21 protein-coding genes and 3 pseudogenes are annotated in these 24252 nt (G+C 69.3%); 9 read left to right on the top strand and 15 right to left on the bottom strand.

Going from position 1 to position 24252, the window contains the following annotated elements; all coding sequences use genetic code 11:
• Positions 1-400 precede the first annotated feature (400 nt).
• Positions 401-1324: an SDR family oxidoreductase gene (locus tag BLV72_RS00640; RefSeq protein ID WP_093459992.1), complete on the top strand. Its 924-nt coding sequence runs from the start codon at positions 401-403 to the stop codon at positions 1322-1324.
• A 258-nt stretch (positions 1325-1582) separates the two neighbouring features.
• Here the strand turns inward: BLV72_RS00640 and BLV72_RS47100 are convergent, their stop codons facing one another.
• Both BLV72_RS47100 and BLV72_RS00635 read right to left on the bottom strand, forming a co-directional pair.
• Complete coding sequence (locus BLV72_RS47100; RefSeq protein ID WP_143059712.1) at positions 1583-1828, bottom strand: hypothetical protein; 246 nt, start codon at positions 1826-1828, stop codon at positions 1583-1585.
• Between the two features lie 231 nt (positions 1829-2059).
• Positions 2060-2503, bottom strand: coding sequence for a hypothetical protein (locus tag BLV72_RS00635; RefSeq protein WP_143059711.1), 444 nt, complete (start codon positions 2501-2503; stop codon positions 2060-2062).
• Between the two features lie 450 nt (positions 2504-2953).
• On the opposite strand from BLV72_RS00635, the gene BLV72_RS00630 reads away from it, so the two are divergent.
• Positions 2954-3397, top strand: a complete 444-nt coding sequence (locus BLV72_RS00630; protein ID WP_093459539.1) for an SPW repeat protein — start codon at positions 2954-2956, stop codon at positions 3395-3397.
• Positions 3398-4008: 611 nt separating this feature from the next.
• Here the strand turns inward: BLV72_RS00630 and BLV72_RS00625 are convergent.
• The 5 genes from BLV72_RS00625 to BLV72_RS00605 all read right to left on the bottom strand — a co-directional run bounded on the left by BLV72_RS00625 (position 4009) and on the right by BLV72_RS00605 (position 9484).
• Positions 4009-4497 (bottom strand): ANTAR domain-containing protein, encoded by a 489-nt coding sequence (locus BLV72_RS00625; protein ID WP_093459990.1) that lies wholly within the window; start codon positions 4495-4497, stop codon positions 4009-4011.
• A gap of 572 nt (positions 4498-5069) precedes the next feature.
• Positions 5070-5576 carry a DinB family protein gene (locus BLV72_RS00620; protein WP_093459989.1) on the bottom strand — a complete coding sequence of 169 codons (507 nt, stop codon included), beginning with the start codon at positions 5574-5576 and terminating at the stop codon, positions 5070-5072.
• Between the two features lie 190 nt (positions 5577-5766).
• Complete coding sequence (locus BLV72_RS00615) at positions 5767-6864, bottom strand: alkene reductase (protein WP_093459537.1); 1098 nt, start codon at positions 6862-6864, stop codon at positions 5767-5769.
• A 123-nt stretch (positions 6865-6987) separates the two neighbouring features.
• On the bottom strand, positions 6988-7950 hold the full coding sequence (locus BLV72_RS00610; RefSeq protein WP_093459536.1) for an Lrp/AsnC family transcriptional regulator: 963 nt from the start codon (positions 7948-7950) through the stop codon (positions 6988-6990).
• A 796-nt stretch (positions 7951-8746) separates the two neighbouring features.
• Complete coding sequence (locus BLV72_RS00605; protein ID WP_093459987.1) at positions 8747-9484, bottom strand: SDR family oxidoreductase; 738 nt, start codon at positions 9482-9484, stop codon at positions 8747-8749.
• A gap of 93 nt (positions 9485-9577) precedes the next feature.
• Here BLV72_RS00605 and BLV72_RS00600 point away from each other — a divergent pair, with 93 nt between their 5' ends.
• Both BLV72_RS00600 and BLV72_RS00595 read left to right on the top strand, forming a co-directional pair.
• Positions 9578-10417 carry a LysR family transcriptional regulator gene (locus tag BLV72_RS00600; protein ID WP_093459534.1) on the top strand — a complete coding sequence of 280 codons (840 nt, stop codon included), beginning with the start codon at positions 9578-9580 and terminating at the stop codon, positions 10415-10417.
• Between the two features lie 394 nt (positions 10418-10811).
• Positions 10812-11405 (top strand): DinB family protein, encoded by a 594-nt coding sequence (locus BLV72_RS00595; protein ID WP_093459532.1) that lies wholly within the window; start codon positions 10812-10814, stop codon positions 11403-11405.
• 1006 nt (positions 11406-12411) lie between these two features.
• Here BLV72_RS00595 and BLV72_RS00580 read toward each other — a convergent pair.
• The 4 genes and pseudogenes from BLV72_RS00580 to BLV72_RS00560 form a co-directional block, all read right to left on the bottom strand.
• Positions 12412-12870, bottom strand: a complete 459-nt coding sequence (locus BLV72_RS00580) for a peptidoglycan-binding domain-containing protein (protein WP_093459531.1) — start codon at positions 12868-12870, stop codon at positions 12412-12414.
• Positions 12871-13811: 941 nt separating this feature from the next.
• The gene (locus tag BLV72_RS00570; RefSeq protein WP_093459528.1) at positions 13812-13994 is read right to left on the bottom strand and encodes a helix-turn-helix domain-containing protein; all 183 of its coding nucleotides are present in this window, start codon (positions 13992-13994) and stop codon (positions 13812-13814) included.
• Between the two features lie 285 nt (positions 13995-14279).
• A pseudogene (locus BLV72_RS00565) lies at positions 14280-14954 on the bottom strand (MerR family transcriptional regulator); the annotation flags it as partial.
• 308 nt (positions 14955-15262) lie between these two features.
• Positions 15263-15643: a winged helix-turn-helix transcriptional regulator gene (locus tag BLV72_RS00560; RefSeq protein WP_093459526.1), complete on the bottom strand. Its 381-nt coding sequence runs from the start codon at positions 15641-15643 to the stop codon at positions 15263-15265.
• 77 nt (positions 15644-15720) lie between these two features.
• On the opposite strand from BLV72_RS00560, the gene BLV72_RS47635 reads away from it, so the two are divergent.
• The 4 genes and pseudogenes from BLV72_RS47635 to BLV72_RS51365 all read left to right on the top strand — a co-directional run bounded on the left by BLV72_RS47635 (position 15721) and on the right by BLV72_RS51365 (position 17469).
• A complete protein-coding gene (locus BLV72_RS47635; protein WP_167746225.1) occupies positions 15721-15873 on the top strand; it encodes a hypothetical protein in 153 nt (50 codons plus the stop codon).
• Complete coding sequence (locus tag BLV72_RS00555) at positions 15870-16538, top strand: DsbA family oxidoreductase (protein ID WP_208905436.1); 669 nt, start codon at positions 15870-15872, stop codon at positions 16536-16538. Before BLV72_RS47635 ends, BLV72_RS00555 begins: the two co-directional genes overlap by 4 nt.
• Before the next feature lie 290 nt (positions 16539-16828).
• A pseudogene (locus BLV72_RS51370) lies at positions 16829-17188 on the top strand (FMN-dependent NADH-azoreductase); the annotation flags it as partial.
• A 77-nt stretch (positions 17189-17265) separates the two neighbouring features.
• Positions 17266-17469 carry a hypothetical protein gene (locus BLV72_RS51365; RefSeq protein ID WP_342030648.1) on the top strand — a complete coding sequence of 68 codons (204 nt, stop codon included), beginning with the start codon at positions 17266-17268 and terminating at the stop codon, positions 17467-17469.
• 254 nt (positions 17470-17723) lie between these two features.
• Here the strand turns inward: BLV72_RS51365 and BLV72_RS00545 are convergent.
• The 3 genes and pseudogenes from BLV72_RS00545 to BLV72_RS00530 form a co-directional block, all read right to left on the bottom strand.
• Positions 17724-18915: pseudogene (locus tag BLV72_RS00545) on the bottom strand (alginate lyase family protein).
• A gap of 313 nt (positions 18916-19228) precedes the next feature.
• Positions 19229-20188 (bottom strand): alpha/beta hydrolase family protein, encoded by a 960-nt coding sequence (locus tag BLV72_RS00535; RefSeq protein WP_093459523.1) that lies wholly within the window; start codon positions 20186-20188, stop codon positions 19229-19231.
• 972 nt (positions 20189-21160) lie between these two features.
• Positions 21161-21943: an MBL fold metallo-hydrolase gene (locus BLV72_RS00530; RefSeq protein ID WP_093459521.1), complete on the bottom strand. Its 783-nt coding sequence runs from the start codon at positions 21941-21943 to the stop codon at positions 21161-21163.
• Positions 21944-22038: 95 nt separating this feature from the next.
• On the opposite strand from BLV72_RS00530, the gene BLV72_RS00525 reads away from it, so the two are divergent.
• Positions 22039-22641, top strand: a complete 603-nt coding sequence (locus tag BLV72_RS00525) for a TetR/AcrR family transcriptional regulator (RefSeq protein ID WP_093459520.1) — start codon at positions 22039-22041, stop codon at positions 22639-22641.
• A 234-nt stretch (positions 22642-22875) separates the two neighbouring features.
• Here the strand turns inward: BLV72_RS00525 and BLV72_RS00520 are convergent, their stop codons facing one another.
• Positions 22876-23958, bottom strand: a complete 1083-nt coding sequence (locus BLV72_RS00520; RefSeq protein WP_244320528.1) for a PP2C family protein-serine/threonine phosphatase — start codon at positions 23956-23958, stop codon at positions 22876-22878.
• Positions 23959-24252: the final 294 nt, after the last annotated feature.

Genomic DNA, 24252 nt, shown 5'->3' with positions numbered 1-24252 from the left:
AGCAGCGCGGAAGCCCAGCACGGCACAGCTGGGGCCCACAGCGCGCTACGCGCGGCTCCCGCGGGTGTGCCTGCTGTCCGAAGCACCTCGGTCACTGACTCTTCTAGCCCCGCATACTGATGTCAAACCGTTGCGTTCCAGTGCTTGGCAACTTCTCTCGCATCCTCCAACGCGTCGGGACGAGCTGGGAGGCGAGCTGAATGAGTGGCCGTGTGGCCAAGGTTCCCTGCTGTCCGGGTCCGTTCGCCGTCCCCACCTGCTGAAGTCCCTCCACCGACCGTTTCGTACTCACCTGCCCCGGGCACCCGCCTGCCCAGCCTCGGCAGCACAACGTGGCCGCGCGGCAGCCCGGCTGCCACGGCCACCGAAACGAAACCGCACCGTCAGAAAGAGGATGGCCATGCCAGAGCGAGACGCAACGAAGACCGCCGCCCACGAGACCGCGCCTCAGGTCGTGTCGGAGCCGGCACCCCGATTCCGTGCGCTGAAACAGGACCCTCCCGGCCTCGAACGGGATATGGATCCCCGCCCTCGCTACCATGCCGAGAACTACAAAGCCGCGGGCAAGCTGACCGGCAAGGTGGCCCTGATCACCGGTGGTGACTCGGGCATCGGCCGGGCCGTCGCCCTGCTGTACGCGCGCGAAGGCGCCGACGTCGCCATCGTTTACCTTCCCTATGAACAGCCGGACGCCGAGGAAACGCAACGCGTCGTAGAGGAACAGGGCCGTACGTGCCTGCTCCTCCCCGGCGACCTGCGCGACCCCGACTTCTGCCGCGAGGTCGTCGAACAGACAGTGCGGCGATTCGGCGACCTGAACATTCTGGTCAACAACGCGGCGTACCTGAACAGCAAGCTGGAGCTGGAACAGCTGACCGCGGAGGACTGGGACCGCACCTTCAAGACCAACGTGTATCCCTATTTCCACCTGGTCATGGCGTCGCTCCCGCACCTCGGCCAAGGCGATGCCATCATCGCCACCGCCACCGAGGAAGCGCTCAAGGGAAGCACCACGATGATCGACTACGCGGCTTCCAAAGCGGCGCTGGTCATCTTCACGAAGTCCATCGCCCCGCACCTGGCGGAGCGAGGTGTCCGCGCCAACGTCGTCGCACCGGGCCCCACTTGGACCGTCCTCAACATCGCAGACGACCACATGCCGCGCGAAGGGCTCGCTGATCTGGGCAGTGAAGCACCCCTGGGCCGCCCGGCCCAGCCGGAGGAAATCGCACCGGCGTATGTGTACCTGGCCTCGGATGCGGATTCGAGCTACACGGTGGGCGAAGTGATCGCCGTGACGGGCGGAATCGTGGACACCCGCTGAGACGTCGGCCCCCTGAACACATGCGCACTGACGTGCTCGCCCCCGGCTTTCGGGTGCTGGGGCGAACCGGCCGGGGAAGGAAACATCCCACGTGAGTGATCCACTGCGGCTCCTGTCCGCCTCGGAACGCGACCGGCTCCGCCCGCCGCCAACGGGTGGAGTCGAGGCGTTTCCGTCGCCGGAGTCGGTCGGCGCCCACGGGATCGCTGTGCAGGCGCGCGAGTAGGCCCGGACGGTGCAGTTCCGTAACCGGCGCCACTAGGTCCGGGTGTCGCAGTAGCGGCCGCCTTCCAGCCGCTCCTCACAAGCCGGTGACATACGAAGCGCTGGTCCAGCGTATCCCGACCACGGACGCCTTAAAATGGCGAACAGGCCCGGTTCGCCCGGAAGGGACCAGTGGTCGGGGAACGCCTTGCGCAGTCCTCCCTTGCCGCGTTCCATCAGGGGCATCCGGCGGCCGAGCACTTCCGCGACCCGCTCGCCGCGCGCCACCGTGTCCTTCACCTCCACCTCCTGGGCGCCGGCCGCCGGGCCGGGCGCCACACAGAGGTCCCCGAGGACCGCCGACCGCGAAACACTTGTTCCACCAATCGGGGATCTTCAGCTCTCCGGGTCGCCGCTGAGGCGTACCGCCGCCTCGAGGCTCGCCCAGGGGCCGGTCGTCATGGTCAAAGCGGTAGAGGTAACCGTCTCCGGACAGCCGTTTCCTCGATGAACCGGCGGGTGAGCGGCCCGCTAGGGGTCGCCCGGAGGAAGGCAGCCGCGGGCCGGCGGCAGCAGCAGGGCGGCTTCCGGCCCTTCGTCGTCCTCGGCGCGAGCCCAGTGGCCCGCAGGGCTCAGGCAGCTACAGCGGGTCTCGCGCAGGATCGTGTCGGCCAGGTCGTCGCAGTCCCGCGCGGCCCGGCCCCGCACCTCGCGCGCCACGGCGCGCAGACCGGCTACCGCACAGAGCCCTGAATGAGTCCACCAGCGGTTTTCCCACTCCCGGGGCGGACGCCGAGCCTCAGCCGTACGGGCATCGCCGCGCACCGCCCGGATCCGGCGCAGCAGGACCAGCCGGCCGGGGTCGGCGGGCGCGGCCAGCGCCTCCCGGCATTCGATCTCGCTGTCACCGGTGACCCAGCGGCCGACGTGGACGAGGGTGCGCCTTCCTCGTAGTAGCCGCCCCATACGTTCCACTGGTCCTCCGGGCCGAGGAGGTGCTCCTCCGGCCCACCGATCAGGGTGGAAAACACCGCGTCACTGTCCCAGCGGGAGGCGCACAGCCACCCATCTCACCGCGCGGCCCCACGAGGGCGCCCCGTTCGCCGTCGCCGAGGAAGGCGTACGCCCGGAGGGCCCACGGCGACGACGTGTACTGGCTCGCGGGGGGCGTGTCATTCATCCTTTGCCTTCCTCTCCCTCTTCCTCTTCCCGTGTGGTGCCCGTGCCCGTCCGCCGGGTGATCCACGCGATCAGTGCCGCGCCCGCGATCAGCAGGAGGAGCCCGACGAGCATGCCGTACAGGGGCGGTCCCGGCCGGGCGATAAGGTACGGCGCCTGCCCGGCGAATCCGGCACAGGTGCTGTGATTGGGCCCGCGTCTGGCGGCTACCCGGCGCTGAACGCCATCGGAAGGAAGTGCATCATCATGACCACGCACGGCTCCCGCATCGAAGAGCATCCGGACCTGATGGAGCTCAGAGCCCGCTATGAGCGGGCGGCCACGACTCCGCAGGCACGAGCCGTGGAGGGTCTGACCCTGCTGGCCGGCCTGTACCTGGCCATTTCTCCGTGGGTGGTGGGCTTCTCCGCCACCACGGCGGGGCTGACCGTCAACAACCTGATCACCGGACTGGCAGTAGCGATCCTGGCGCTCGGCTTCGGCTCGGCCTACGAACGCACCCACGGCCTGGGCTGGGTCGTGGCCGCGATCGGCGTCTGGACGATCATCACGCCATGGGTCGTCTACGGCCCCTCGGCCACCGCAGGCACCATCACGAGCAACGTGATCACCGGTGCGGTGATTTTCCTCCTGGGGCTCGCCACCTCGGCCTTCGGGATGAAGGGCAAAACCCGAACGCAGCAGCGGTGAAGGGTTCCGGCGAACGGCCACGACCACGGAACGCGCGGGGCCTTCGACGACCGGGCGACGAACCACAGCACCCAGCTGTGGGCCTCCCAGCACCACGGGCTGCTGGCCGCCGTCGACACAGCCACCGCGGCCATCGCGGGCGCACTGACCGTCCGGCGCGCACGGAACTGAACCACGGACCGAAGTGACGAAGCGACGGAGTGGGCGATGCCGCCAGGATTCCGCTGGTGGAGACCACTCATGCCCGGCAGGAGCTGGGATGGGAGCCCCGGCACACAGCCGCCGAGGGCCATCGAGGAGTTCCTGCCGCGGACTGCGTCAGGGAGCGGGTGGCCGCACAGCGTCGCTGGCCGAGGACTCGCCCGCAGGCCCTACCCATGAGGCGGCGACCGGGGTGGGCAAGCGGCCCTGACCAGGCCGGACGGGCTCGTTTTCCCGGTCATCGCCTGGGAACACGGGGAGGTCAGGCCGTGGGACGGCGGTGTCCAAGTAGCGCGTGTTCCACAGCACCACGGCTCCCCGGGCCCAGGTCAGCCTGGCCAACTGATCTTCATGGCCCTCGGGGTACGCCTGCGGATCTGGCCACCAGCCGTGCGCACCTGGGACGTGCTTCACAGCATGTTGAAGGCGTCGTCATCGCTGATCTTGAGGCGCTCCATGAGGATGCCCATGGCCTGGCCGATGGTGTGCCGGGTGCCGAGCGCCTGGTGGAGCTGGTCGGCGGTGCGGGCGCTGCAGAAGGCGACCACGGCGTGTGAGGCCAGCAGCCAGCCGACCGTCTCATTGCGCTGGGTGAACGTAGTCAGCCGCCGCGACGGCTGGCTCAGGAGAGCGGCATCGAAGCCCGGGCCCTCAACGAGTCGCTCCTGCAACTGGTCGGAGCGAACCACCAGCCCGTCGGTGGGAGCCAGGGTTTCCACCCTCTTGCCGTGGATGACCAGGATCCCGGCCGCGTCACACCCCCCGATGATCTCCACAGCACACGCGGTGACCCGCTCGAGGGTCGCCCCCACCGAGTCCTGCGCCAACAGGTCCCGCGCCATCGTCGCCATCTGCTCGGCGAGCTTTTGCCAGTCCACGACCGCAGTGCCTCTGGCCATCACCGCGGCTGCCGCACACCCGATGGACCCGGGGCGTCGCTCGTCGTCAGGATAACCGGGGATATCGGGAGGCCGTGCAAGAGTAACGACGGTGCTTCAGCGAAGGGATGCCCCCACCGCGCCTGGGGGCGCCCTTACCCCTCCTCGGGCCTGATGGGGACACGTTGGGTGTCTTGATGCACATGAAGGCGCTGGGCACGGGCCACGTCCGGGGATTCACTGAACTAAAGTCGGCGGGTCGTGCCAGGGGCGGCGACGCACGGTGTGAGAGACCGACGTGCGGCTTCGAGCCGCAGCCGAGCCCTCGCCATCTCGACAGGAATCCTATGTGGCCGTATAAAGCACGAGGTCGGCCAGTTCGGCGTCGGTCAGCTCAGTCAGCGCTGCCTAAGAGGGTGCCTCACGTGGCAAGTTGCGCGAGCTTCTTACAGCAGGTCAGGGCAGCGGCCAGACCGAGGAAGGCGAGGAAGTGCGAGCCCTTTCGTTCGTATCGGACGGTGAGGCGGCGGCAGCCTAAGAGCGAAGCGATCGACCGTTCGACAGCACGCTAGTGATCTTTTACTGGACAGCGCTTACTCGCCGACGGCTCCGTCGATCGCCTCGCGCAGTAGGTCGGCGTGGCCGTTGTGCCGCGCGTACTCCTCGATCATGTGGGTGAGGACGTAGCGGAGCGAGATGGTCACGCCGCCGCAGTTGACGGTGTCGTCGAGGGAAGCGAAGGAAGAAGCGACTGCGCGGGCACGGACGCATTCTTCGCGCCAGACTCCGAACGCCTCATCCACGTCGGCGTCCTCGACGTGGAACTCGGCGGACGTGCCGTCGACCTCGCCAGGCCAAAGCGACCTGACGTCCTCGGCGCCCAGGGCGAAGCGGAACCAGCTTCGCTCGATGGAGGCCGCGTGGCGTATCAGGCCCAAAAGTGTGAGCCCTGAGGTCGGGATCGCCTTCTGTTTCAGCTGCTCGCCGGTCAGCCCCTGGCACTTCATGGCCAGGGTGGCCCGCTGGTAGTCGAGGAACGAGGTGAGCGACGCACGGTCGTCGGCCACCTTCGAGGGGTGTATGCGCTGGTCATCGTTCACCAAACGATGATGGCAAGGACCGCCCCCGCGAGCCACCCCTCGTGCCAAGAGCCGTATCCCAACGCTCAGCCTTCCCTTTGCCACCCGGTGACCTTGGTTGCTGCGGAGCGGGCGGCACGACTGAGGTTTGCGAGGCTGATGCGACTGCTGGCACCGCTGACCACGGCGATCGCGCTGCGCAGGACAGTGGTCACGAGAGGACTTCCCCCCAGCAGGGGTAGTCGGTGTAGCCGCGGTGGTCGCCGCGGTAGAACGTGGTCTCGTCGGCCTCGGCGAGCGGCGCGCCGAGGCGGAGGCGGTGCACGAGGTCGGGGTTGGAGATGAACAGCGTCCCGAACGAGAGGATGTCCGCCAGCCCGTCGTCGACCAGGCGCAGTTGCCGGGAGTCGGCGGGCCAGTCGTGGTGGGTCTCGTGCGGATTGAGCATGAACACTCCTGCCCAGTGCTCCCGCAGTTTCACCGTGAGGTCGCGGTGGCCCGGAAACTCGAATACGTGCAGGTAGGCCAGGTCGCGTGGCAGACCGTCGACCAGGGTCAGGTAGAGCTCGTGCAGGTCCGGCTCGTCGAGGCCGAACGCGGTGCAGCCAGGGGAGATCCGCAGTGCGAGCCGCCCGGATCCGATGCGCGCGGCTACGGCATCGACGAGGTCGAGCGGGAACCGGACGCGCCCGGCGACGCTGCCGCCGTAGCGGCCGGTGCGGCGGTTGGCGTTGCCGGAGAGGAACTGCTGAATGAGGTAACCGTAGGCTCCATGCAGTTCGACACCGTCGAACCCGGCGTCGATCGCGTTCGCGGCCGCATCGGCGAAGTCGGCGATGGTATCCGCGATGCCCCGCATGGTCAGGACTTGCGGTATCGGGTACGGCTTGCGCACGGCCGGTTCGCCGCCGTGGACGCGCACGACGCCTTCGGCGGCACACGCGGACGGCGCGAGCGGGTGCAGCCCGCCGCCGAGGAGTTCGGGGTGGCTGTTACGGCCGGCGTGCATGAGCTGTGTGTAGATCCGGCCGCCCGCCTCGTGCACGGCGTCGGTGACCGGGCGCCAGGACTCGACCTGCGCGGTGTCGTGCAGGCCAGGGGTGTCGGTGTAGCCCTGGCCGACACGACTGGGTTGGGCGGCTTCGGCGACGATCAGTCCGGCGGTCGCGCGCTGTCGGTAGTACTCGGCCATGAGCGGGGTCGCTGACAGGCCGTCGCCGTAGGCGCGGCGGCGGGTCAGCGGGGCCATGGCGACGCGGTTGGGCAGGGTAAGCGGTCCGATGGTGATCGGGTCGAATGCGTTGGGCATCGGGAGTTCTTTCTCGGGAGCAATGTATCTTCGTGCCCCGCCACGATCCCCTCGCGCTGAGCCCCGCGGCAGGAACACCGTCCCAGTGGGCGCTATCCGACGCGAAGGGCCTCGTACGCGGCGCTATCCGACGACCGGAGACGCCCCCTTGACCACCCGCATACTCGGCGCGGTCTCCACCGACAGCAGCCCGGGCAATGCCGCCACCGGGCCCGTCAGGTACTCGTACAGCGCCGTGCCAGTGGGGCACTGCACGCTCGCGTACAGGTTGGACACACCGGTGGTGGCAGCCGCGAAGCTCACCTGCGGATGCTCCGCCAGCGCCTCACCCGCAGCCGCCAGCTCACCCGGCGCGACCGTCAGCCACAACCCCGCCGAGGTCCACGACCCCAGCAACGCCGGGTCGACATCGACGTCGAAGTACACCACCCCGCCCGAGCGCAGCTCCGCCAGCCGCCGCCGCGCAGTCGTCTGCGACCAGCCCGTCGCCGTGGCCAGCGACCGGAACCCCGCCCGCCCGTCCAGCGCAAGCGCCTCCAGCAACGCGTTGTCCTCCGTCGACAGTTCCACCGGCCCGGTCACGCGTTTCGCCGCCGGCGGCGACAGCTGCGCGCACTGCTCCGCCGTGAGCGGCCCGTTCTTCGTCAGCGGACTCTCACTTCCACCGAAGAACGGGTCCAGCACGCGGTGCGCACTCACCCCGGTGACCCGGGGCGTGCGGGGCAGGCGAGACAGCACGGTCGACTCCGCGGCCGGCGTGTCCGTTACCGCCTGAACCATGCACAGGACCTCCGCGCCACCCGAGGCGATCTGCACCCACGTCGTTTCCGCCTGCTTCGCCAGCGCTCGCGCGAGCCCCGCCACCGCCTCCGGTACGCACCGCACCCGCACCAGCCACAACTGCCGCCCCACCGCCTCCGGCCACACCGCACCGATCACCCGAACGCCCGCCTCGTTCCGCAGCCGCGCGTACCGGCGCGCCACTGTCTGGTCCGAAACCCCCAGCACCGCACCGACCAGCGAGAACGCGACCCGCCCATCGATCTGGAGCGCCTGCAGCAGCCCGCGTTCGACCGCGTCCAACATGTGTCCCGTCCTACCGATCCGACTCATCCGGCGCGCCCCGTGGGCTCCCCGTACCGGCCACGCCCGATGGGCTCCGCTAACTACGTATCAGGGTTGATGCTCCAATCTCGACGCCGTTGAGACTGGCCTGGCGTTATACGACAGACCGCTGACCGACGGGGGTGCTATGGGTCGATGAGTTCGGCCCGCTGAACCTGATGCCGCGCAAGGCCAAGGCTTGGCGCCTGGCGGCCAAGCCTTGGCGCCTGCGGGCGCACGTACAACCGCTAGCGGCGGGGTGATTCACGCGCTCGCAGCCCTCGACCTGGCCACCGGCCAGATCTGCTACCGGATCCTCAAACGCTGACGCGAGTTCCTCGGCCTGGTCAAGACACTGCGGGAACGCTGGCCCGGGGAGAAGCTGTGTACGTCGTGCTGGACAACTTCTCCCCGCAACAAGCACGCCGATGTCCGCCCCCTTGGCCGCACGTCGAGCCGGTCTTCCTTCCTACCTACCCACGGCTCCTGGCTGAGCTGGATCGGATCCGAGTTCGCCGCGCTGCGCTGCTTCGCTCTCAAGGGCACAGGCCACCAGACGCACGACGAGCAGAACGCCGCCATCGCCGCCCACATCCGCTGCTACAACGCCCGCGCCGAGCCGAAGAACCGCCCCGCACCCAAGTCACCCACCGGCAGTGGACCGAGTACTCGGCCAAGGCTGCGTGACAACGGCCAGCGGCAGCGATCTTCGCGGGGTGCACGTGGGTCCGACGCGCGGTTACGGCCTGATCGAGGGGGAACGCATCCGAGGGTCAGGTCACCAGGGGAGGACCCCGTTGTCGTCGAAGAGCTGGCCGGTCGGGCCGTCGTCCGGCAGGGTCGCCAGTCGGATGGCGATCGCCGCGCCCTGCTCGGGGGTCTGGGTCCCGCTGAATCCGTTGAGGTCGGTGGCCACGTAACCGGGGCAGGCGTTGTTGACCAGGATGTTGGTGCCGTTCAGCTCCTTGGCGTACTGGATGGTGACGGCGTTGAGGTAGGTCTTCGTCGGCGCGTAGGCCCCGCTGATCCCCCCGAGGTCGACGCCGGGCGTGGTCTGCAGGGTCAGGGAGCCGACGTGGCTGGACTGGTTGACGATCCGCGGGTGCGCCGAACGGCGCAGCAGCGGCAGCATCGCGTTGGTGACCCTGATGACGCCGATGACGTTGGTCTCCACCAGCCGCCGCACGGTCTCCAGGTCGAGGGTCGTGGGTTCCTCCGGCCAGCCGCCGGCCACGCCGGCGTTGTTGACCAGTACGTCGAGCCGTCCTGCCCGCTCCTCGATCAGTTGGACCGCGGCGGTCACACTCTCGTCGTCGGTCACGTCCAGGGGTACGCCGAAGGCGTCGGCACCGGCCGCGCGCAACTTCGCCACGGCGTCCTCCCGGCGCTGCTCGTCCCGGGCGCCGACACCGACACTCCAGCCCCGCGCACCGAGCCCGGCCGCGATCTCGTACCCGATTCCCTTGTTCGCGCCAGTGACCAGCGCGATCGTTTTCTCGTTCACGACAGCAAGCATGCCCGTGCTGCGGCCGGGCACCAACACCCGCTCGGTCGTGCAGCAATACCCGAGCGGTATCGATCAGCCGTGAGCCGTCATTAGCCTGGGCGCATGGACATACGCGAGCTGCGGTACTTCGTCGCCGTCGCCGAGGAGCTGCACTTCGGCAAGGCCGCCCAGCGCCTTGGGATAGCCCAGCCGCCCTTGTCCCGCACGATCACCCAGCTCGAACGGCGGCTCGGAGTCGCCCTGCTGGAACGCACCAGCCGCAAGGTCACGCTCACCGAGGCCGGAGGCGTGCTGCTGGCCGAAGCACGCGCGATCCTCAGCGCGGTGACCGCGGCTGAGCGGCGTACCCAACGGGCCGCGACAGCACATCCCAGCCTCGTCCTCGCCGTCAAAACCGGCACCGTCGGCGAGCTGCTGACAAAGTTGCTCGACGCCTACGCCGCGGAACCCGGCGCAGCCACCGTCGATCTGCTGCTCTGCGAGGCACACCAGCACCAGCAACTGTTGCAGGACGGGCAAGCGGACGTGGCTCTGCTCCACCTGCCCTTCGACTCAGCAGTCGGGCTCGACACCGAAACCCTGTACACCGAGGGGCAGGTCGCGATCCTGCCGGCCGCACACCCGCTCGCCGGCCGCTCCCAGGTCCGGATGGCCGACATCACCACCCTGCCGACCCTCCCGATGGCCCGCTGGCCCGGTCCGGGCGGCAGCTACCCAGAAGGACCTGGCCCAGAGGTACGGAACCTGACACAGCTCTTCCAGCTGATCGCGCTCGGCCGTACCACCGTGGTCATTCCCGAGTCCGCCGCCGCCGACCTGCGCCGAGACCTCGCCGCCGTGCCGGTCCTGGATGCCCCGCCCGTGACAACGGTGATCGCCTGGCCGCCGCACAGCCGCCTTCGTACAGTTGCCGACCTGATCCGCGTGGCAACACGTCTTTGAACCCGGACGAGGAGGGCGGGAGCCGGGTTGCCCAGGATGTCCCGGGCCTGGAGGTGCGTGCGGATGGACCCGGCGAAGGTGAGGGCCTGGGCCGCGGCGTGGATCGCTCCCGGCCGGGCCTGAGATTCCGGTTCCGGCGGCGAGTTCGTCGTGCAGGGTGGTGAGGGTGCCGGCGGTAGCCCGGGCGGTTTCGATGTCGAGTAGCTCGCGGATGCCGCCGCGGCCGCGGGCTAATGGTGGAGTCGGCTATTGCAACTGTCCGAATGCCTGCTGCATCAAGGCTCCCGGGGACGGCCGGTCCACGGCATAGGCGGCCCAGTCGTTGGCTGATGCTTTGTGAGCGACCGGGAAACCCATGCGACCGCTGTCGGCGGGCGGTGCGAGACTCAGCCCCATGAAGCCCAATGACCCTAAAGATGACCTGCACCGCTACCTCAAGGCAGCCCGCGAAGCCGTCGTCTGGAAGCAGGACGGACTGTCCGAGTACGACGTCCGCCGCCCCCTGACACCGACTGGCACCAACCTTCTCGGCCTCGTCAAGCACCTCGCCAGCGTCGAACTCGGGTACTTCGGCCCAACCTTCGGCCGCCCGCACAATGAATCCCTCCCCTGGCACGAGGAGAACGCCGAGCCCAACTCGGACATGTGGGCATCCGCCGACGAGTCGCGCGAGGATATCCTCAGCCTCTACCAGCGCGCCTGGGCGCACGCGGACGCGACGATCGAGGCGCTGCCACTCGATGCGATGGGCCACGTCGCCTGGTGGGGCGACAACGACGGCGTGACGCTTCAGCGGATCATGCTGCATATGACGGCCGAGACGAACCGTCATGCCGGCCACGCCGACATCGTCCGCGAACTGATCGACGGCAAGGTCGGCATGCGGGAAACCAACAGCAACATGGATGGTGGCGACGAGGCCTGGTACGAGGAGTACTGGAGCAGGCTGGAGGCGTCTGCCAAGGAGGCCCAGGCCAAGTCGAGCTGAACGGAGTTCGTTCGGGGAGGTGGGGACTTGCTCTGGTTAGCTCGCGTTGTTGCTACCTCCCCACCCCCATCTCATGAGGGCGTCGTGCGTTCTGCACGTTGATGACGCGAGGAGCTGTGTCATGACGGCGTCGTAGGTGCCAGAAACCTCATCGGTGCTGGTCATGATGGGCGAGCGCTGCGGTGGGCCCGCCAGCCTCGTTGCCGCCCCAGCCTCTCCCCCACCGGCATGGTGGAGTGCTGCTGCGACTGCTCCACCTGACCTTGACGAGCATGTTCACCCTGATACGGCTCCTACCGAGGAGTGACCACGACGAGGACGCCGAGATACTGGCCCTACGCCATCAACTCACCGTGCTGCAGCGACAGACCCACAAACCGAAGCTCACCTGGCCAGACCGTGCGCTGCTGACCGCATCGCACAGTCCCACCGCGGGCACGAGGCACATCCGAAGTCCGGTAGCGAACGTCTCCCGCCCGCAAAACGACGCGTCAACGCCCTGCGAACACCATCCCGGCCGGATGCCCACCGAGCACCCCTATGGGACCTGATGAGGTAAGGCGCCTGCTCGGCCAGGGTGCAGATCAACCACGGCCGCAGCCTGCCCGCGCGGACACCGTCGCGGACCGGAGAACATGGCCACCTTGCGCAATCTCACCGTCAGCACCCTCCGACGGGCCGGGCACCAGAACATCGCCGCCGTCCTCCGGCACATGCGCCCGACTTCGTCGACCTCGAGAACGACGCCCTGGAGGACGTCGGCGAAGTCGACCTGGCGTTCGGCACCATCGGCGGAGACATCGGGAAGCGGTCCGCAGGCCTGATCCGGGCCGGAGGAACGCTGGTGACCATCGCAGGACCCCAAGAGGTCCGGCCCGCCTAGTGACCGCGCCGTTTCTCAAATCTCCCAGCGGCGTACGGACGAACAGCGGGGCCGGACGGGTGACCCTGTCCGGCCCCGCTGTCGTCTATTCGCGGTGGCCACTCACCTCAGCAGCCGGGATGGTCATCCGCAGCCGGGATAACCATCCGCAGCCATCCGTTTGAACGCCGCCTGCGACCCCGATCCGAAGATCCCGTCGATCGCGCCGGTGTAGCCCCAGGCGTCCTTGAGAAGGCGCTGCAGGGCCTTCTTCGTGCCGGTGCCGACGATGCCGTCGATCGCGCCGGTGTAGCCGTAGTTGCCTTGGAGATTGCGCTGGAAGGCCTTCCAGCTGTTGGTCCCGAGTTGCCCGTCGATCGCGCCGGTGTAGCCATAGCCGCGCAGCCAGCACTGGATGTTCTTGGCCTCGGTCGTGTTCAGGCCCAAGTTGTTCACCGCCAGCGGAGTAACTGCCTCAGCACGCACCGCCGGCTTCGAGACCGACGCGGACGCCGCGAAGCTTGCGCCCGCCCCCGCCAGGCTTCCGGCGGCGATACCAACGACGGCAATGGTACTGACGAGCCCCCTCGTCAAAACTCGCATTCTTTTCCCCTTTTGGCTTGAAGTGGAAATGCGGCACCTGACGAGCCTGGTGTACCAATCATGAGTCGCACGGCGAACCAGCGTTCGAAAGCAGGACTCGGGAGCTGAAACCCCGGGCGCCCATCAATGACAAGTGCAGCGCCCCAGGACTTGTTCAGCACCCGACTCCGCTACGGTGAACAACTCATCCACGCCTGCGGCATTGGGTGTCCGGATCGGCCACCGGCCCTGTCCCTCATGATGGCGAGGCCGGCCCGGGACCCGTCCCGGTGGCCTGTATGGCCACTGGGCCTGGCCCTCATGAGGGACAGGGCCGGCCCGGGGCCGAGAAGGGCCTGGGCGGCGCTTTCTGGCTTGCAAGCGGCTTCCGCACACAGGTACGCCGCTGGAGTGCAAGCCGTCGACGCCGCTCTTCCTCCACGCACTCCCGGCACATCCGATGCACGACGTAGTCCCGGACGTCCTCACAAGCCGGGCGCGTGCGCCGAGCCGTCATCGCCGCCTGCGGCTCAGCCGACAACGGCCGCATGGCCGCCGCATCGGCCGGGTCACACAGCGGAAACTCGCCCCACCCGTGACCACGCCGGTACTTCCGCGGCAGCGCAACCAGACCTTTGTCCCTCCCCCGACGCTGACGGTCCTGAGTGACCTCGTCGCCGTCCCGCGCGAGGACGACCTCGCGGGTCGAGAGGCGGTCTCTGGGGCGCATGATCAGCCCGGTGATCGTGCGGGGGCTGGGGATGTGAGCGGGGCGGGGACGGCGACGTTCTTGCGCAGTGAGAGCACGTAGCGGGTGAGGGTCGAGTAGCCTCCGCGGAATCAGCGGTTCACGATCTGCTGGTAGAGCTCGGCTGTGTTGGTGTTGCCCGCCGCGTACGGGGCTTTGAGGAATGGCTTGTAGCGGTCGAGCGGGGAACTGCGCCGGTCACGGGCTGAGGCGATCAGGGTGTCGAGGTCGGTGTCGCGGTAGCGGCGAGCGGTCTTGCGGTCTTGCGGGCCAGATTGAGGCGCCGGGCAATCTCGCTCAGCGGGTAGCCGGTGTCGACCAGGCGGTTGACCTCCTCGTGTCGCTGCCGAACCCGGTCGAGGATCAGCGTGGGCGGCAGCGCGTCAAGCAGTGGCATCCTGGGCGGGTCCTCGGCGACCTGTGGCCACCGTCGACCGGCCGGCCTTCAACGGCGCCCCATCATCCAGACCGGCAGCCAGTCCTGCCGCTTCGCCCACACCAAGTCCCAAGCCGAAGAACCCCAGGCCCGCTGACCGGGCGCCACACGGGACCGGAGCCGAGCCGCCTGATGACCAGCCGCACCAGCGGGCCGTCCAGAAGACGCCATGACGCTGAACCTGCGACGCGGGTCAGGCTATGAGCAGGCGGAGGCCGAGATCTGCCGCGTCCAGGTCGGCGAGGTCCCCGCTATCGGGTCCCCCCAGTGGTGAACGGTGGAGACGGCCATCGCCACGTCGAAGGACCGGTCCTCGAACGGCAGACTCTCCGCGGCGGCGGCCACACACGGCGCCGAGCCGGCAGGCCGCTGCCCCCGCATGACCGCCGATGGCTCCACCGCGGTCACCTCGCGATCAGCAGGCTCGTAGGAGCCGGTGCCCGCCCCGACATTCAGCACCGTCTGCGCGTCGCCGAGCGCGTTCCAGATCTGCGCGGCGATCCGCGCCTCGGTACACCGCGTCGCGGTGTAAGCGCCGCCGATCGCGTCGTACAACCGTGCACCGAACATCCCCAGTTGCTCCTCCGGTGTCACCGTCAATCCCGCCGCCCGCGCCTCCAGTTCTCTGTCAATGGCCGCCACCATCGCGTCAGCGCGATCACGCCGCTCGAGCAGCAGGCCGCGCAGCCGGCGCAGATGCGCGACCGCGTCGGTGGACGGGTCGCCGACCAGCTCCGCGATCTCCCGCAGACCGAAGCCCAGCCGCCGATAGGCCAGCACCTCCCGCAGCCGCTCCACGTCGCCCGCCGAATAGGCCCGGTACCCGGCCGTGGTCCGCGCCGACGGCCGAACGAGCCTGATCTCGTCATAGTGATGCAGCGTGCGGACACTCACGCCGGCCAGCTCGGCCACGCGTCCCACAGTCCAGTGATCCTCCACGGCACCGACTATGCAGCCTGACGCCACGTGAGGGTCAAGAGCCTCACTCACGGCAGCAAGTGGCGAACGCGAAGCAGCGGTCCGAGGCGCCACATCGGAGTCTTGTGCGAGTCGGAGCTGACGGAGGCCGCGTCGGTCCGGTCGAGTGGGAACCGCCGACCGACCGGCAGCGGACGGGATTGGCCTTGTGGCCGTCCCGTCGGGAGGCGGCCGTCCTCGGTGACGGCTCCTGCCTTGACACTGTGACAGCCCCCTGTGTCCTGGCCGGACGCACGCTTCTCCGGCACGCTTCAGGAGGCTTGGTCGTGGCGTCGGCGGGCGGCCCGGATCTCTTCGCGGTGGGTGTTGGCCCAGGTGTCCAGCGCCCTGAGGGGGCCCAGCAGGGTCCGGCCGAGGTCGGTCAGCTCGTAGTCGACCCGGGGCGGGACGGTCGCGTGCGGGGTGCGGGTGATGAGGCCGTCGCGGGCCAGCGCGCGCAGGGTCAGGGTGAGCATGCGCTGACTGATCCCTTCGATGGCGCGGTGCAGTTCGGAGAAGCGGTGTGTGCGCCGGCCGAGGAGGACGACGATCAGCACGCTCCATTTGTCGCCGACCAGGTCGAGCACCTCACGAACGGCACAGTCGTCGGTCGGCTTGATGGCCTCGGGCACATTCGTGTTCGTGACTGACATCAAAGTGCCTCCTTCCAGTTCCTCCCATGCTGTCGCAGACTGGGGTTACGCACAATAAGTAACCCAAGGAGGATCCCGTGAGCACCTCACTGGATGAAGCCCCCGGGCCCGGGGCGCAGTCGGGTCCCGCGCCGTCCGGCGAGGAACCGGCCCCCGTCCCTGCCCCTGCCCTGGTCCTCGTCGGGGCCGACGACGCTCCCCTCTGCTCGGACGGGGTGTGCCCGCTGTGAGCGGGCAGCAGCGGTTGCGGATCGAGGTGTGGTCGGACGTCGTGTGCCCGTGGTGCTCCATCGGAAAGCGCCGGCTGGACAAGGCACTCGACCAGTTCGGGCACGCAGACGAGGTCGAGGTGGTGTGGCGCAGCTTCCAGCTCGACCCCACTCACCGTGAAGGCGTGCGGGAGCCCGTGTACGACGCCCTTGCCAGGAAGACGGGCGGCTCGCCGGCGCAGGTCCGTGCGATGACCGGGCAGCTTGCGGAGCTGGGGGCGGCGGAAGGGCTCGCCTACGACTTCGACCGGGCCGTCCTCGTCAACACCTTCGATGCCCACCGCCTGAATCAGCTGGGCCGTACCCACGGCCTCGGCTCCCAGATGCATGAGCGGCTGATGCGCGCCCACCTGATCGAGGGCGAGGTCGTCGACGACGTCGAGACCCTCGTCCGGCTCGGGAGCGAGGTCGGGATCCCGGCCGACGAGGCACGCGAGGTTCTCGCCGGTGACGCCTACGCGGCCGACGTCCTGGAGGACACCCGCGAGGCTCAGGCGCTCGGCGCGAGCGGAGTGCCGTTCTTCGTCCTGAACCGCGCATACGGCCTCTCCGGCGCGCAGCCGGTCGACACGTTCCTGTCCGCGCTGCGCAAGGCCGCTGCCGCGCCCGGCACGGCAGCTCGCTGAGCCCCCACCCGCCCCGGCGGACCGGAAACAACCGCCCCGCCTCCGCCGGGGCGCCCCGGGACGCCGCTCATCACCATCGGCACCCGTGGCTCATCGCCTCCGGCACCCCGTCACCGGCCGCTTCCCGGCCGGGAAGCCGGCACCACTCTCGATTTCCTGAGGCAGTCCCTCGCGGCCCGCACCGTCCGCGGGTCCGAGGGCCGCGCGGTCCCCATGCGCATCGCACCGGGTGCCGACGCGCCTGCCCGTCCGTCCTGACACCCATCGAAACCGAAAGAGACCACACAGATATGTCGTACTTGCTCCACATCGATTCCTCGGCCACTCCCGGCGACGGATCCGTCTCCCGCAAGGTCGCCCGGTCCTTCCGCGCCTCCTTCACCGGGCCCGTCATCCACCGCGACCTCGGGCTGGCACCGGTCCCGCACCTCACCGCCGAGAGCATCACCGCCCGCAGCACCGACCCCGCCCAGCACACCCCGGAGCAGGCCAAGGAGCAGGCCCTCCAGGACGAACTCATCGAGGAGTTCCTCGGCGCGAGCGCCTATCTGTTCACCATCCCGCTGTACAACCTGACGATGCCCTCGGTGTTCAAGGCATGGCTGGACCAGATCCTGATCTTCGGCCGAACCCTGGCCATCGGAGCCACTCCGCCCACCGCCGGCCGCCCCGCCACCGTGATCACCGCCCGGGGCGGCAGCTTCGGACCCGGCACCCCAACCACGGCATGGACCACCTCGTACCGTCCCTCGAAGCCATCCTCAACCGGATGCTCGGCCTCGACCTGCGCATCATCCTGCCCGAGCTCACCCACGCCCCCCACGTCCCCGCGATGGCCGACCTCATCCCGCTTCACGAGACGGCCCTGGCCACCGCACACGAACAGGCCGCCCAGGAAGGCGAACTCCTCGCCAAGCGCTTCGCCGCCTGAGGTACGCCCGACCGGCGCGAGGACGCGGGCAGACCACGGGCGCGGACGATGGTGGAGTCGATCTGGACGAGCCAGTCGATGTCACCGGCGGCGCCCGTCCGGGCCCGGATCTGTCGCAGGGCCCGGGCGAAGCTGCCTGCGGGGCCGGTGTCGCTCGCGCCGTCCTGCTCGCCGGGCTCACCGCCACCGTCATGGGTCGTCTACCGCTCCTGCACCCCGGCCCCGGCGGCGGAGAGGGCCGGGGTGCCGCTCGGTCAGGACGGGTTGTCCGCGTGGGTGAGGGTCGTCCAGGCGTTGAAGTAGTTGTCGGTGCCGGACGGGCGGTGGGCCTCGGTGTACTTCTGGGTGTTTGGACATGCTGATGCCGAGACGGTTGTGAAGGGCGTTGAAGCCGACCTCGGTGACCTGGTCCAGGCCCTTCTTGACGGTGCCGCCGCACAGCCAGGAGGGCACTGGGGTGCCGTTCTCGTAGGCGGTGTGGAAGCCCAGTGCGTAGCGCAGCCGGTCCTGGATCTTCGGGTAGAGGTCCTGGCCCTGGATGCGGCTGGTCTCCGCGATGTCCGCGATGGAGGCGATGCCCCAGCCGGTGTGCCCGAAGTCGCGGCAGGTTTCCTGGGCGAGACCGTCGGCGAAGGTGCTCTGGCCCTGCCAGTACTTGATGACCTCGGCCTCGGTGTCGATGCTGCTGTCCGCGGGCGGCTTGGGCAGGTCGCCGTCGCTGGTCAGGTATACGTACGCCGGGACGCGGTCGAGGTAGGTGCTGACCGCCTTGTCGTAGGCGGAGCGGTCATCGAGAAAGACCGCGATGCCGATGGTCGCCTCGGTCATCACCAACTCCCAGTTGCCGTTCTTGGTGGCGGCGCCGTTGATCACCTCGGGGAGGTACACGTTCCGCAGCATGGTGGCGAAGCGTCCGGCGCCCGGCCAGCCGCCGTCGTAGGTGTACTTGATGATCTCGGCTGCGCGCGGCCAGGTGGCGCCGGACCAACCGGACTGCAGCGGGGCGTTGCTGTTGGTGTGGTCGGTGATCGTGGAGGACCAGGCGTCCATGATCTCGATCGACTTCTTGGCGTACTTGCTGTCCCGGGTGAAGTACCAGGCGAGCGCGTCGGTGTAGGCCGCGATGGCGTCCTGGCGCTCCTCGGTGCACCCGTGGTTGGGGTTGGACGACGAGCCGCACTCCACGACGGCGCGTGGCTGGGGGGTGCGCGACAGCGAGGCGTAGGAGCTGCCCATCATGTCGTCGTAGGCGGCCTTCCAGGGCTGCTGGTCGGCCTGCACCTTCGAACGGGCGTAGTCGAGTTGGGCCCGGCTCACCAGTACCCCGGGGTGGGTGAAGGCGGCCGGCGCGGCGGTGGCCCGCGGGGCCGGTCCGCTGAGCTGAAGGCTCAGCAGACCGGCCAGCAGGGCGAGAACACTGAGTAACGCGGTTCTGGTTCGTGCCATCCGATGACCTCTTCCGTTCATGTATAGGAACATAGTTCCCACATACGGACAGGATGGCCTGGACCATAAGGACCGCCCGTGAACATGTCAATGCCTGCGGGCGACGGCCGGGAATTCTCTCCGAGCCCAGCCGAGCACTCCTGGTCCTGCTCCCGCGCGGTGCCGACCTCCGCGGGGCGGGCCGGGGACGCCGTCGATCTCGCCGTAGGGCCAGAGGAGGTCGCCGTGCCCATTGACGCCCAAGACCGCCACGCGACCCGGATATGGCAGGGCTGGACGACGATGACGACGCGGCACTGACACTTGAGACCGCCTACTTGGATTCGACCCGTCCGAGCGGGTCGGGGCCGGAGGCCAGCGCGTCGCGCGCGGTCTGCCAGGTGGAGTCCTCGGGGTAGAGCTCGCTGCGCAGATAGGCCCAGGTGAGGCGCGCGACCGCGGCGACCCGCTCAGGGTTCTCGTCCGTGGTCTCGGCAACGTCGTATCCGGGGATCCCGCCGAGTGCGTGCCCCGCGCCGAACAGGGTGAGCAGGGACTTGGGGCTGGGCCCGAGGGTGTAGGGGTCGGCGTGCCAGTCCGGTCCCATGTCGGTGAAGTGCCGGGAGTCGTCCTCGTCGCCGGCGACGACCAGCGCGGGGGTGGCCATCGTGGAGAAGTCGATGGTCGCGAAGACCGGCAGCATGTCGCCCATGGGTCCGTTGAGGACGTCGCCCCTGCCGGGCGCGGCGAGCAGCACGCCCGCCTTGATCCGGGGTTCGAGGAGGTTCACCACCTCGCCGGTGTCGGGGTCGGTGAGCTTGGCTCCGAGCAGGGTGCTGGAGGTGAAGCCGCCGAAGGAGTGTCCGGCGACGGCGACTTTGGTGTGGTCGATCCGCCCGGCCAGCAGCGGCACGGCCTTCTCGATCTCGTCGAGCCGGTCAAGGATGTGGGTCATGTCCTCGGCGCGCGAGCGCCAGAAGAAGGGCGCTCCGGGGGCGTCGGCGACCAGGTGGCTCAGGGTCCTGGAGGTGAGGTGGGTGGGCTGGATGACGACGAATCCGTGGGCGGCCCAGAAGTTGACCAGCGGCGCGTAGCCGTTCAGCGACGAGAGGTTGTTCGAGGGGCCGTGACCGTGGGAGAGCAGGATGACGGGCAGGCCGGTTCCGGTCTCGGGTGCGGAGACGCGTGCCTGGAGGTCCACGGGACGTCCGGGTACGGACAGCACCACCGGACTGTAGGACAGGACCGGGGCGGGCGAGCCCGAGGTGTCGGCGGTGGTGGCGGATGTGGTCATGATGCGTTGGTTGCCCTTCTGTGGACCCTGCCGCCCTGCGGTCCGGTTCGACCGGCGCACGGCGAGGCGGCCAGGAGCGTTCCGCTTCGATCAGCCTGAAATGGAGCGTTGCTCCATTTAGTATTCGGAACGTCGCTCCGGTTTGTCAAGTTGTGTGCGAAGCAAGGGGAGGGCGTCGTGCCCACCGAGAGTCCCGCCGGGAAGACGCCGGCCCGAAGCAAGCAGGCCGACGCGCTGCGCAACCAGCAGGCGTTGGGCAGGCGGCGTCGAGCTACCCCGGTAATGATGTGGCGACGCAGGGGTCTGCGCATCCGCCATGGCGCTCACCGAACCTGTCGTCGCGGCACGGGCCGAAGCCGCCGACCGACTGACCTTGCTGACGTTTCGTCACCCCGACCGCGAGCCGCTTCCGCAGTGGCAGCCCGATGCCCCCATCGACCCGCTGCTCGCCGACGGCCTGGTGCGAAACTACTCATGGTGCGGCGCGCTCGCCGCGTCCACCCGGCCCGCAGGCGTTGAGCGTGAGAGTGGCCAGCCGAACCGCTCCATCACATCCGGGCTCGCGGACCATCCGGGGCGCGGCCGCCACAGCTCGAAACCCGCGAGCTCAACGCCGGTGAGACGGACCTCTTCCAGCCGGCCGGCCCGGCGGCCGTCGCCCTGGAAGCAGACCTCCCTCGAGCGATCCGGCGGCGATCTCCTTGAGCCGACGGTCGTCGGCGCCCGCCTCCTCGGCCCCGAAGAGACGGGCGGCACAGCCGAATTGGAGAGGCGACGGTCAGGTGCCGGAAGTGGTCCTGATCCCCCGTGCCGATCGGTGCGGTGCGACCGAGCTGGACACCGGTGTGCTCCAGCGCCCGGTGTGACCACCGGAAGTCGTGGTCTCCCTCGTGTGCATCGGCCCCATGTCCTGTTGCTGTCCGAGCCATGTCCTGTTACCGCCTGAGCCCGTTGGCATGGCGGAGTTTCCGGTCATGTGGCCAGGTCCAGCCATTCCCCGACGGCCAGCACGTGGGCGCGCGATCCGGCGTGCGTGCGGAACTCGTTCTCCGGGTCGGAGACCTCGACGTAGCCCGCGATCTTGTCCGGCTGCTCCACCTCGTAGTGCATCGGCACCGCGTACCGGGCGTCGAGGATCTCCGCGGCCGCGGCGGCCTGCCTCGGGTCCATCGCGGCGGGCAGCGGGCTCGGCGGCTGCAGGTGCGGCGCGTCGACCACCGCGCCGTTGGCGGGCAGGAACACCGCGTCGAGGGGGCTGAACCGGCGCGCGACGAGCCACCAGTAGCCGTGGAACATCGTGTCGCCGCCGTGGAAGACCCGCTGCCCGTCGGCCTGCACCACCCAGTTCAGCTGCGGGTCGCCCAGCCCGTCGACGGAGGGGACCGCGGTGACGCGGAACGGCCCGACGTCACGGGTGGACCAGACATCCACGACCTCGGCGGCCAGCCGGTGCAGGGCCAGTTCGCGCTCGGCCGGCAGCGTCGTCACGTTGTCCACGTCGTCGCCGTGACCGGGCGCCGGTCGCAGCACCGGCGCCCCCGGCGTCAGCGCGTCCGCGAGCGCGGACGCGTCGGTGTGGTCCCGGTGCAGGTGGGTGACCAGCGCGGCAGTGGCCTTCCCGCCCGGCACCGCCAGCCCCTCGCCGGGCTTCCACCCCGTGAACAGGGGTGAGAGGTCCCGCACGTAGTCGATCACCAGTCGCTCGCCGCCTGCCTCGATCTCCACTCCGGCCCAGCCCAGTCGTCGCACCCGCATCTCGCACTCCTTCGTCCCGGTGGTTGTTGCCACGGAATTTAGCGTACGGTCGTTCACCAAATCTATAGCGGACGACCGTACGCTATCCTCGTCGCATGTCACCACGACGTTCAGCGGCGGAAGCGCAGGCCACCAGGGGCCGGATCCTCGGCCGTGCCGCCGAGATCGCCTCCGAGGAAGGGCTGGACGGCATCACCATCGGCCGGCTCGCCGAGGAGCTGGAGATGAGCAAGTCCGGGGTGCACAAGCACTTCGGCACCAAGGAGACGCTGCAGATCTCCACGCTGGACAAGGCGTTCGTGGACTTCTGGCACCGGGTGGTCGAGCCCGCACTGGCCGAGCCTGCGGGTCTGCGGCGGCTGCGCGTGGTGTGCGCCAACTCCGTGGGCTACCTGGAAGCGCCGCTGCTGCCGGGCGGCTGCCTGATGACCGCGGCGCTCAGCGAGTACGACGGCCGCCCCGGCCGGGTCCGCGACGCGGTGGCCGAGGTGTGGTCGCGCTGGCGGGAACAGCTGCGGGCGGACCTGACCGCGGCGGTGGAGAACGGCGAACTACCCGCAGGGTTCGACATCGACCAGGCGCTGTTCGAGATCCTCGCCGCCGGACTGGCGCTGAACGCCGCCATGCAGCTCCACCACGACCGGGCGGCCGCGGGCCGGGCCCGCCGCGCGATCGAACGGGCCCTGGAACAGTCCTGACCCCACGCCACACCGGGCACCGGCCGAGCGCGCCGAGCGAGAGGCCTACCCAGAGGTCATGGAGCAGGCCCCCGCCGACGTCGCCACCCCGGATACGACCACCTGACCGCGTACCTGGCGGCCAGCCGGCCCGTATCCACCCGGAAATTCCCGAGTACTACGGGGGCTTGGCCCAGTCAGCGTGACGATCGTCAAACGTGGCGCGCGACCGAGATCTCCGACAGCGTCGGCTTGTCAGCGAACCGGCGCCAGGGCCAGGGCCAGGATCGCCATGTCGTCATGCCGTCGGCCCCCGGTCCAGCCGGTGACATCGGCAACGAGTGTGTCCACCACCTCCGACGCTGTGCGCAAATCCCGGCCGGCCAGCCTCGTACAGGGATCGTAAAAGGCCCCGTGCCGGTCGCGCGACTCGGTGACACCGTCGGTCACCAGCAGCAGGCAGTCCCCCTGGTGGAAGGGGAAGGTGTCACAGCCGGACACGCCGACACCCTCCGGCATTCCCAGCCCCAGGGGGAGCCCCGGAACCGAGGGCTCCAGCGACATCACCCGGCCCCCTCGGATCAGATACGGCGGCGGATGACCGCGGTGGTGCAACCGCACCCGCCCCTCCTCCTCACTGACCTCGACCAGTACGGCGGTGGCGAACCGCTCCAGTGCGTCCGGCTGGTCGCCGACGTCCGCCGCGAACCGGACCAGGGCCCGCTCCATGTACTCCGCGAGCTCCCGCAACGTCGCCGCCTGCTCCGCCGCCTCACGGAAAGCACTGGTCGCCACAGCCATGGTGGACACGGCCGGCAAACCCTTGCCCCGTACGTCCCCGATCAGCGCCCGCACCCCGAACGGCGTACTGCGCACCGCATAGAAATCCCCACCGACCAACGCCTCCGCGTCCGCACACTCATACCGCGTGGCCACCGACACTGCCCCCACCCGCGCCGGCGGCAGCGGCAGAACCGCCCGCTGCGCCACCTCGGCCACAGCTCGCACCGCCGCGAAACGCTGTCCCTGACGCTGGACCACCCACTTCAGCCACAACGCGATCACACTGATCACCGCCACGTCCAACAGATCCACCACCAGCGCCGTCAGCGGGCGGTTCACCAGCACGTCCACACACACCGTCAGCACACAGGCAACGGCCGCGGTGATCACCGCACCCCGGAACGCCAGCACCATGCAGGCCGCGAGCGGGCTCGCGGACAGCAGAGGCAACCCGGCATACGGCACCGGCCCGAAGACGTCCAGCACCACACCCCCGACCAGCAGCAGCACCGGGACCACGGCGAGCAGCCCGGCCCAACCGCCACGCACCTCCACCGGCCCGCCCACCACATCCCGGCGCGCACCGGCCCCCGGCCACCGGCCCTCACCTCATCCGCCATCCGCCCTCTCCCGGTCCATGTCCGGCCTACGGCGGCGAGAAAATCCTCTACCGCCCATACCGCCATACCCGACGGCACGGACGGAGCGCGGCCTCACGCCATATCACCCCCGATCGATGGCGAGCAGAGGCGCCCGACCCCCTCAAGGAGTACCCGGACCAGCCCACCGCCAAGGAGGGGTGCTCTGCGACGAGGCGGAGAAGCTCCCGCAGACCACGGAGGTGCGCGA

The organism is Streptomyces melanosporofaciens (assembly GCF_900105695.1).
Lineage (GTDB): Bacteria > Actinomycetota > Actinomycetes > Streptomycetales > Streptomycetaceae > Streptomyces > Streptomyces antimycoticus.
The sequence above is the reverse complement of the archived record's forward strand: the minus strand, read 5'-3'. Positions and strand labels throughout refer to the sequence as shown.

Excerpts from the sequence above, each read along its gene's own strand:
- BLV72_RS00640 (WP_093459992.1), top strand. The coding sequence starts at position 401 with ATGCCAGAGCGAGACGCAACGAAGACCGCCGCCCACGAGACCGCGCCT.
- BLV72_RS00630 (WP_093459539.1), top strand. The coding sequence starts at position 2,954 with ATGACCACGCACGGCTCCCGCATCGAAGAGCATCCGGACCTGATGGAG.
- BLV72_RS00625 (WP_093459990.1), bottom strand. The coding sequence starts at position 4,497 with ATGGCCAGAGGCACTGCGGTCGTGGACTGGCAAAAGCTCGCCGAGCAG.
- BLV72_RS00615 (WP_093459537.1), bottom strand. The coding sequence starts at position 6,864 with ATGCCCAACGCATTCGACCCGATCACCATCGGACCGCTTACCCTGCCC.
- BLV72_RS00610 (WP_093459536.1), bottom strand. The coding sequence starts at position 7,950 with ATGTTGGACGCGGTCGAACGCGGGCTGCTGCAGGCGCTCCAGATCGAT.
- BLV72_RS00605 (WP_093459987.1), bottom strand. The coding sequence starts at position 9,484 with ATGCTTGCTGTCGTGAACGAGAAAACGATCGCGCTGGTCACTGGCGCG.
- BLV72_RS00600 (WP_093459534.1), top strand. The coding sequence starts at position 9,578 with ATGGACATACGCGAGCTGCGGTACTTCGTCGCCGTCGCCGAGGAGCTG.
- BLV72_RS00595 (WP_093459532.1), top strand. The coding sequence starts at position 10,812 with ATGAAGCCCAATGACCCTAAAGATGACCTGCACCGCTACCTCAAGGCA.
- BLV72_RS00580 (WP_093459531.1), bottom strand. The coding sequence starts at position 12,870 with ATGCGAGTTTTGACGAGGGGGCTCGTCAGTACCATTGCCGTCGTTGGT.
- BLV72_RS00570 (WP_093459528.1), bottom strand. The coding sequence starts at position 13,994 with ATGCCACTGCTTGACGCGCTGCCGCCCACGCTGATCCTCGACCGGGTT.
- BLV72_RS00560 (WP_093459526.1), bottom strand. The coding sequence starts at position 15,643 with ATGTCAGTCACGAACACGAATGTGCCCGAGGCCATCAAGCCGACCGAC.
- BLV72_RS51365 (WP_342030648.1), top strand. The coding sequence starts at position 17,266 with ATGGACCACCTCGTACCGTCCCTCGAAGCCATCCTCAACCGGATGCTC.
- BLV72_RS00535 (WP_093459523.1), bottom strand. The coding sequence starts at position 20,188 with ATGACCACATCCGCCACCACCGCCGACACCTCGGGCTCGCCCGCCCCG.
- BLV72_RS00530 (WP_093459521.1), bottom strand. The coding sequence starts at position 21,943 with ATGCGGGTGCGACGACTGGGCTGGGCCGGAGTGGAGATCGAGGCAGGC.
- BLV72_RS00525 (WP_093459520.1), top strand. The coding sequence starts at position 22,039 with ATGTCACCACGACGTTCAGCGGCGGAAGCGCAGGCCACCAGGGGCCGG.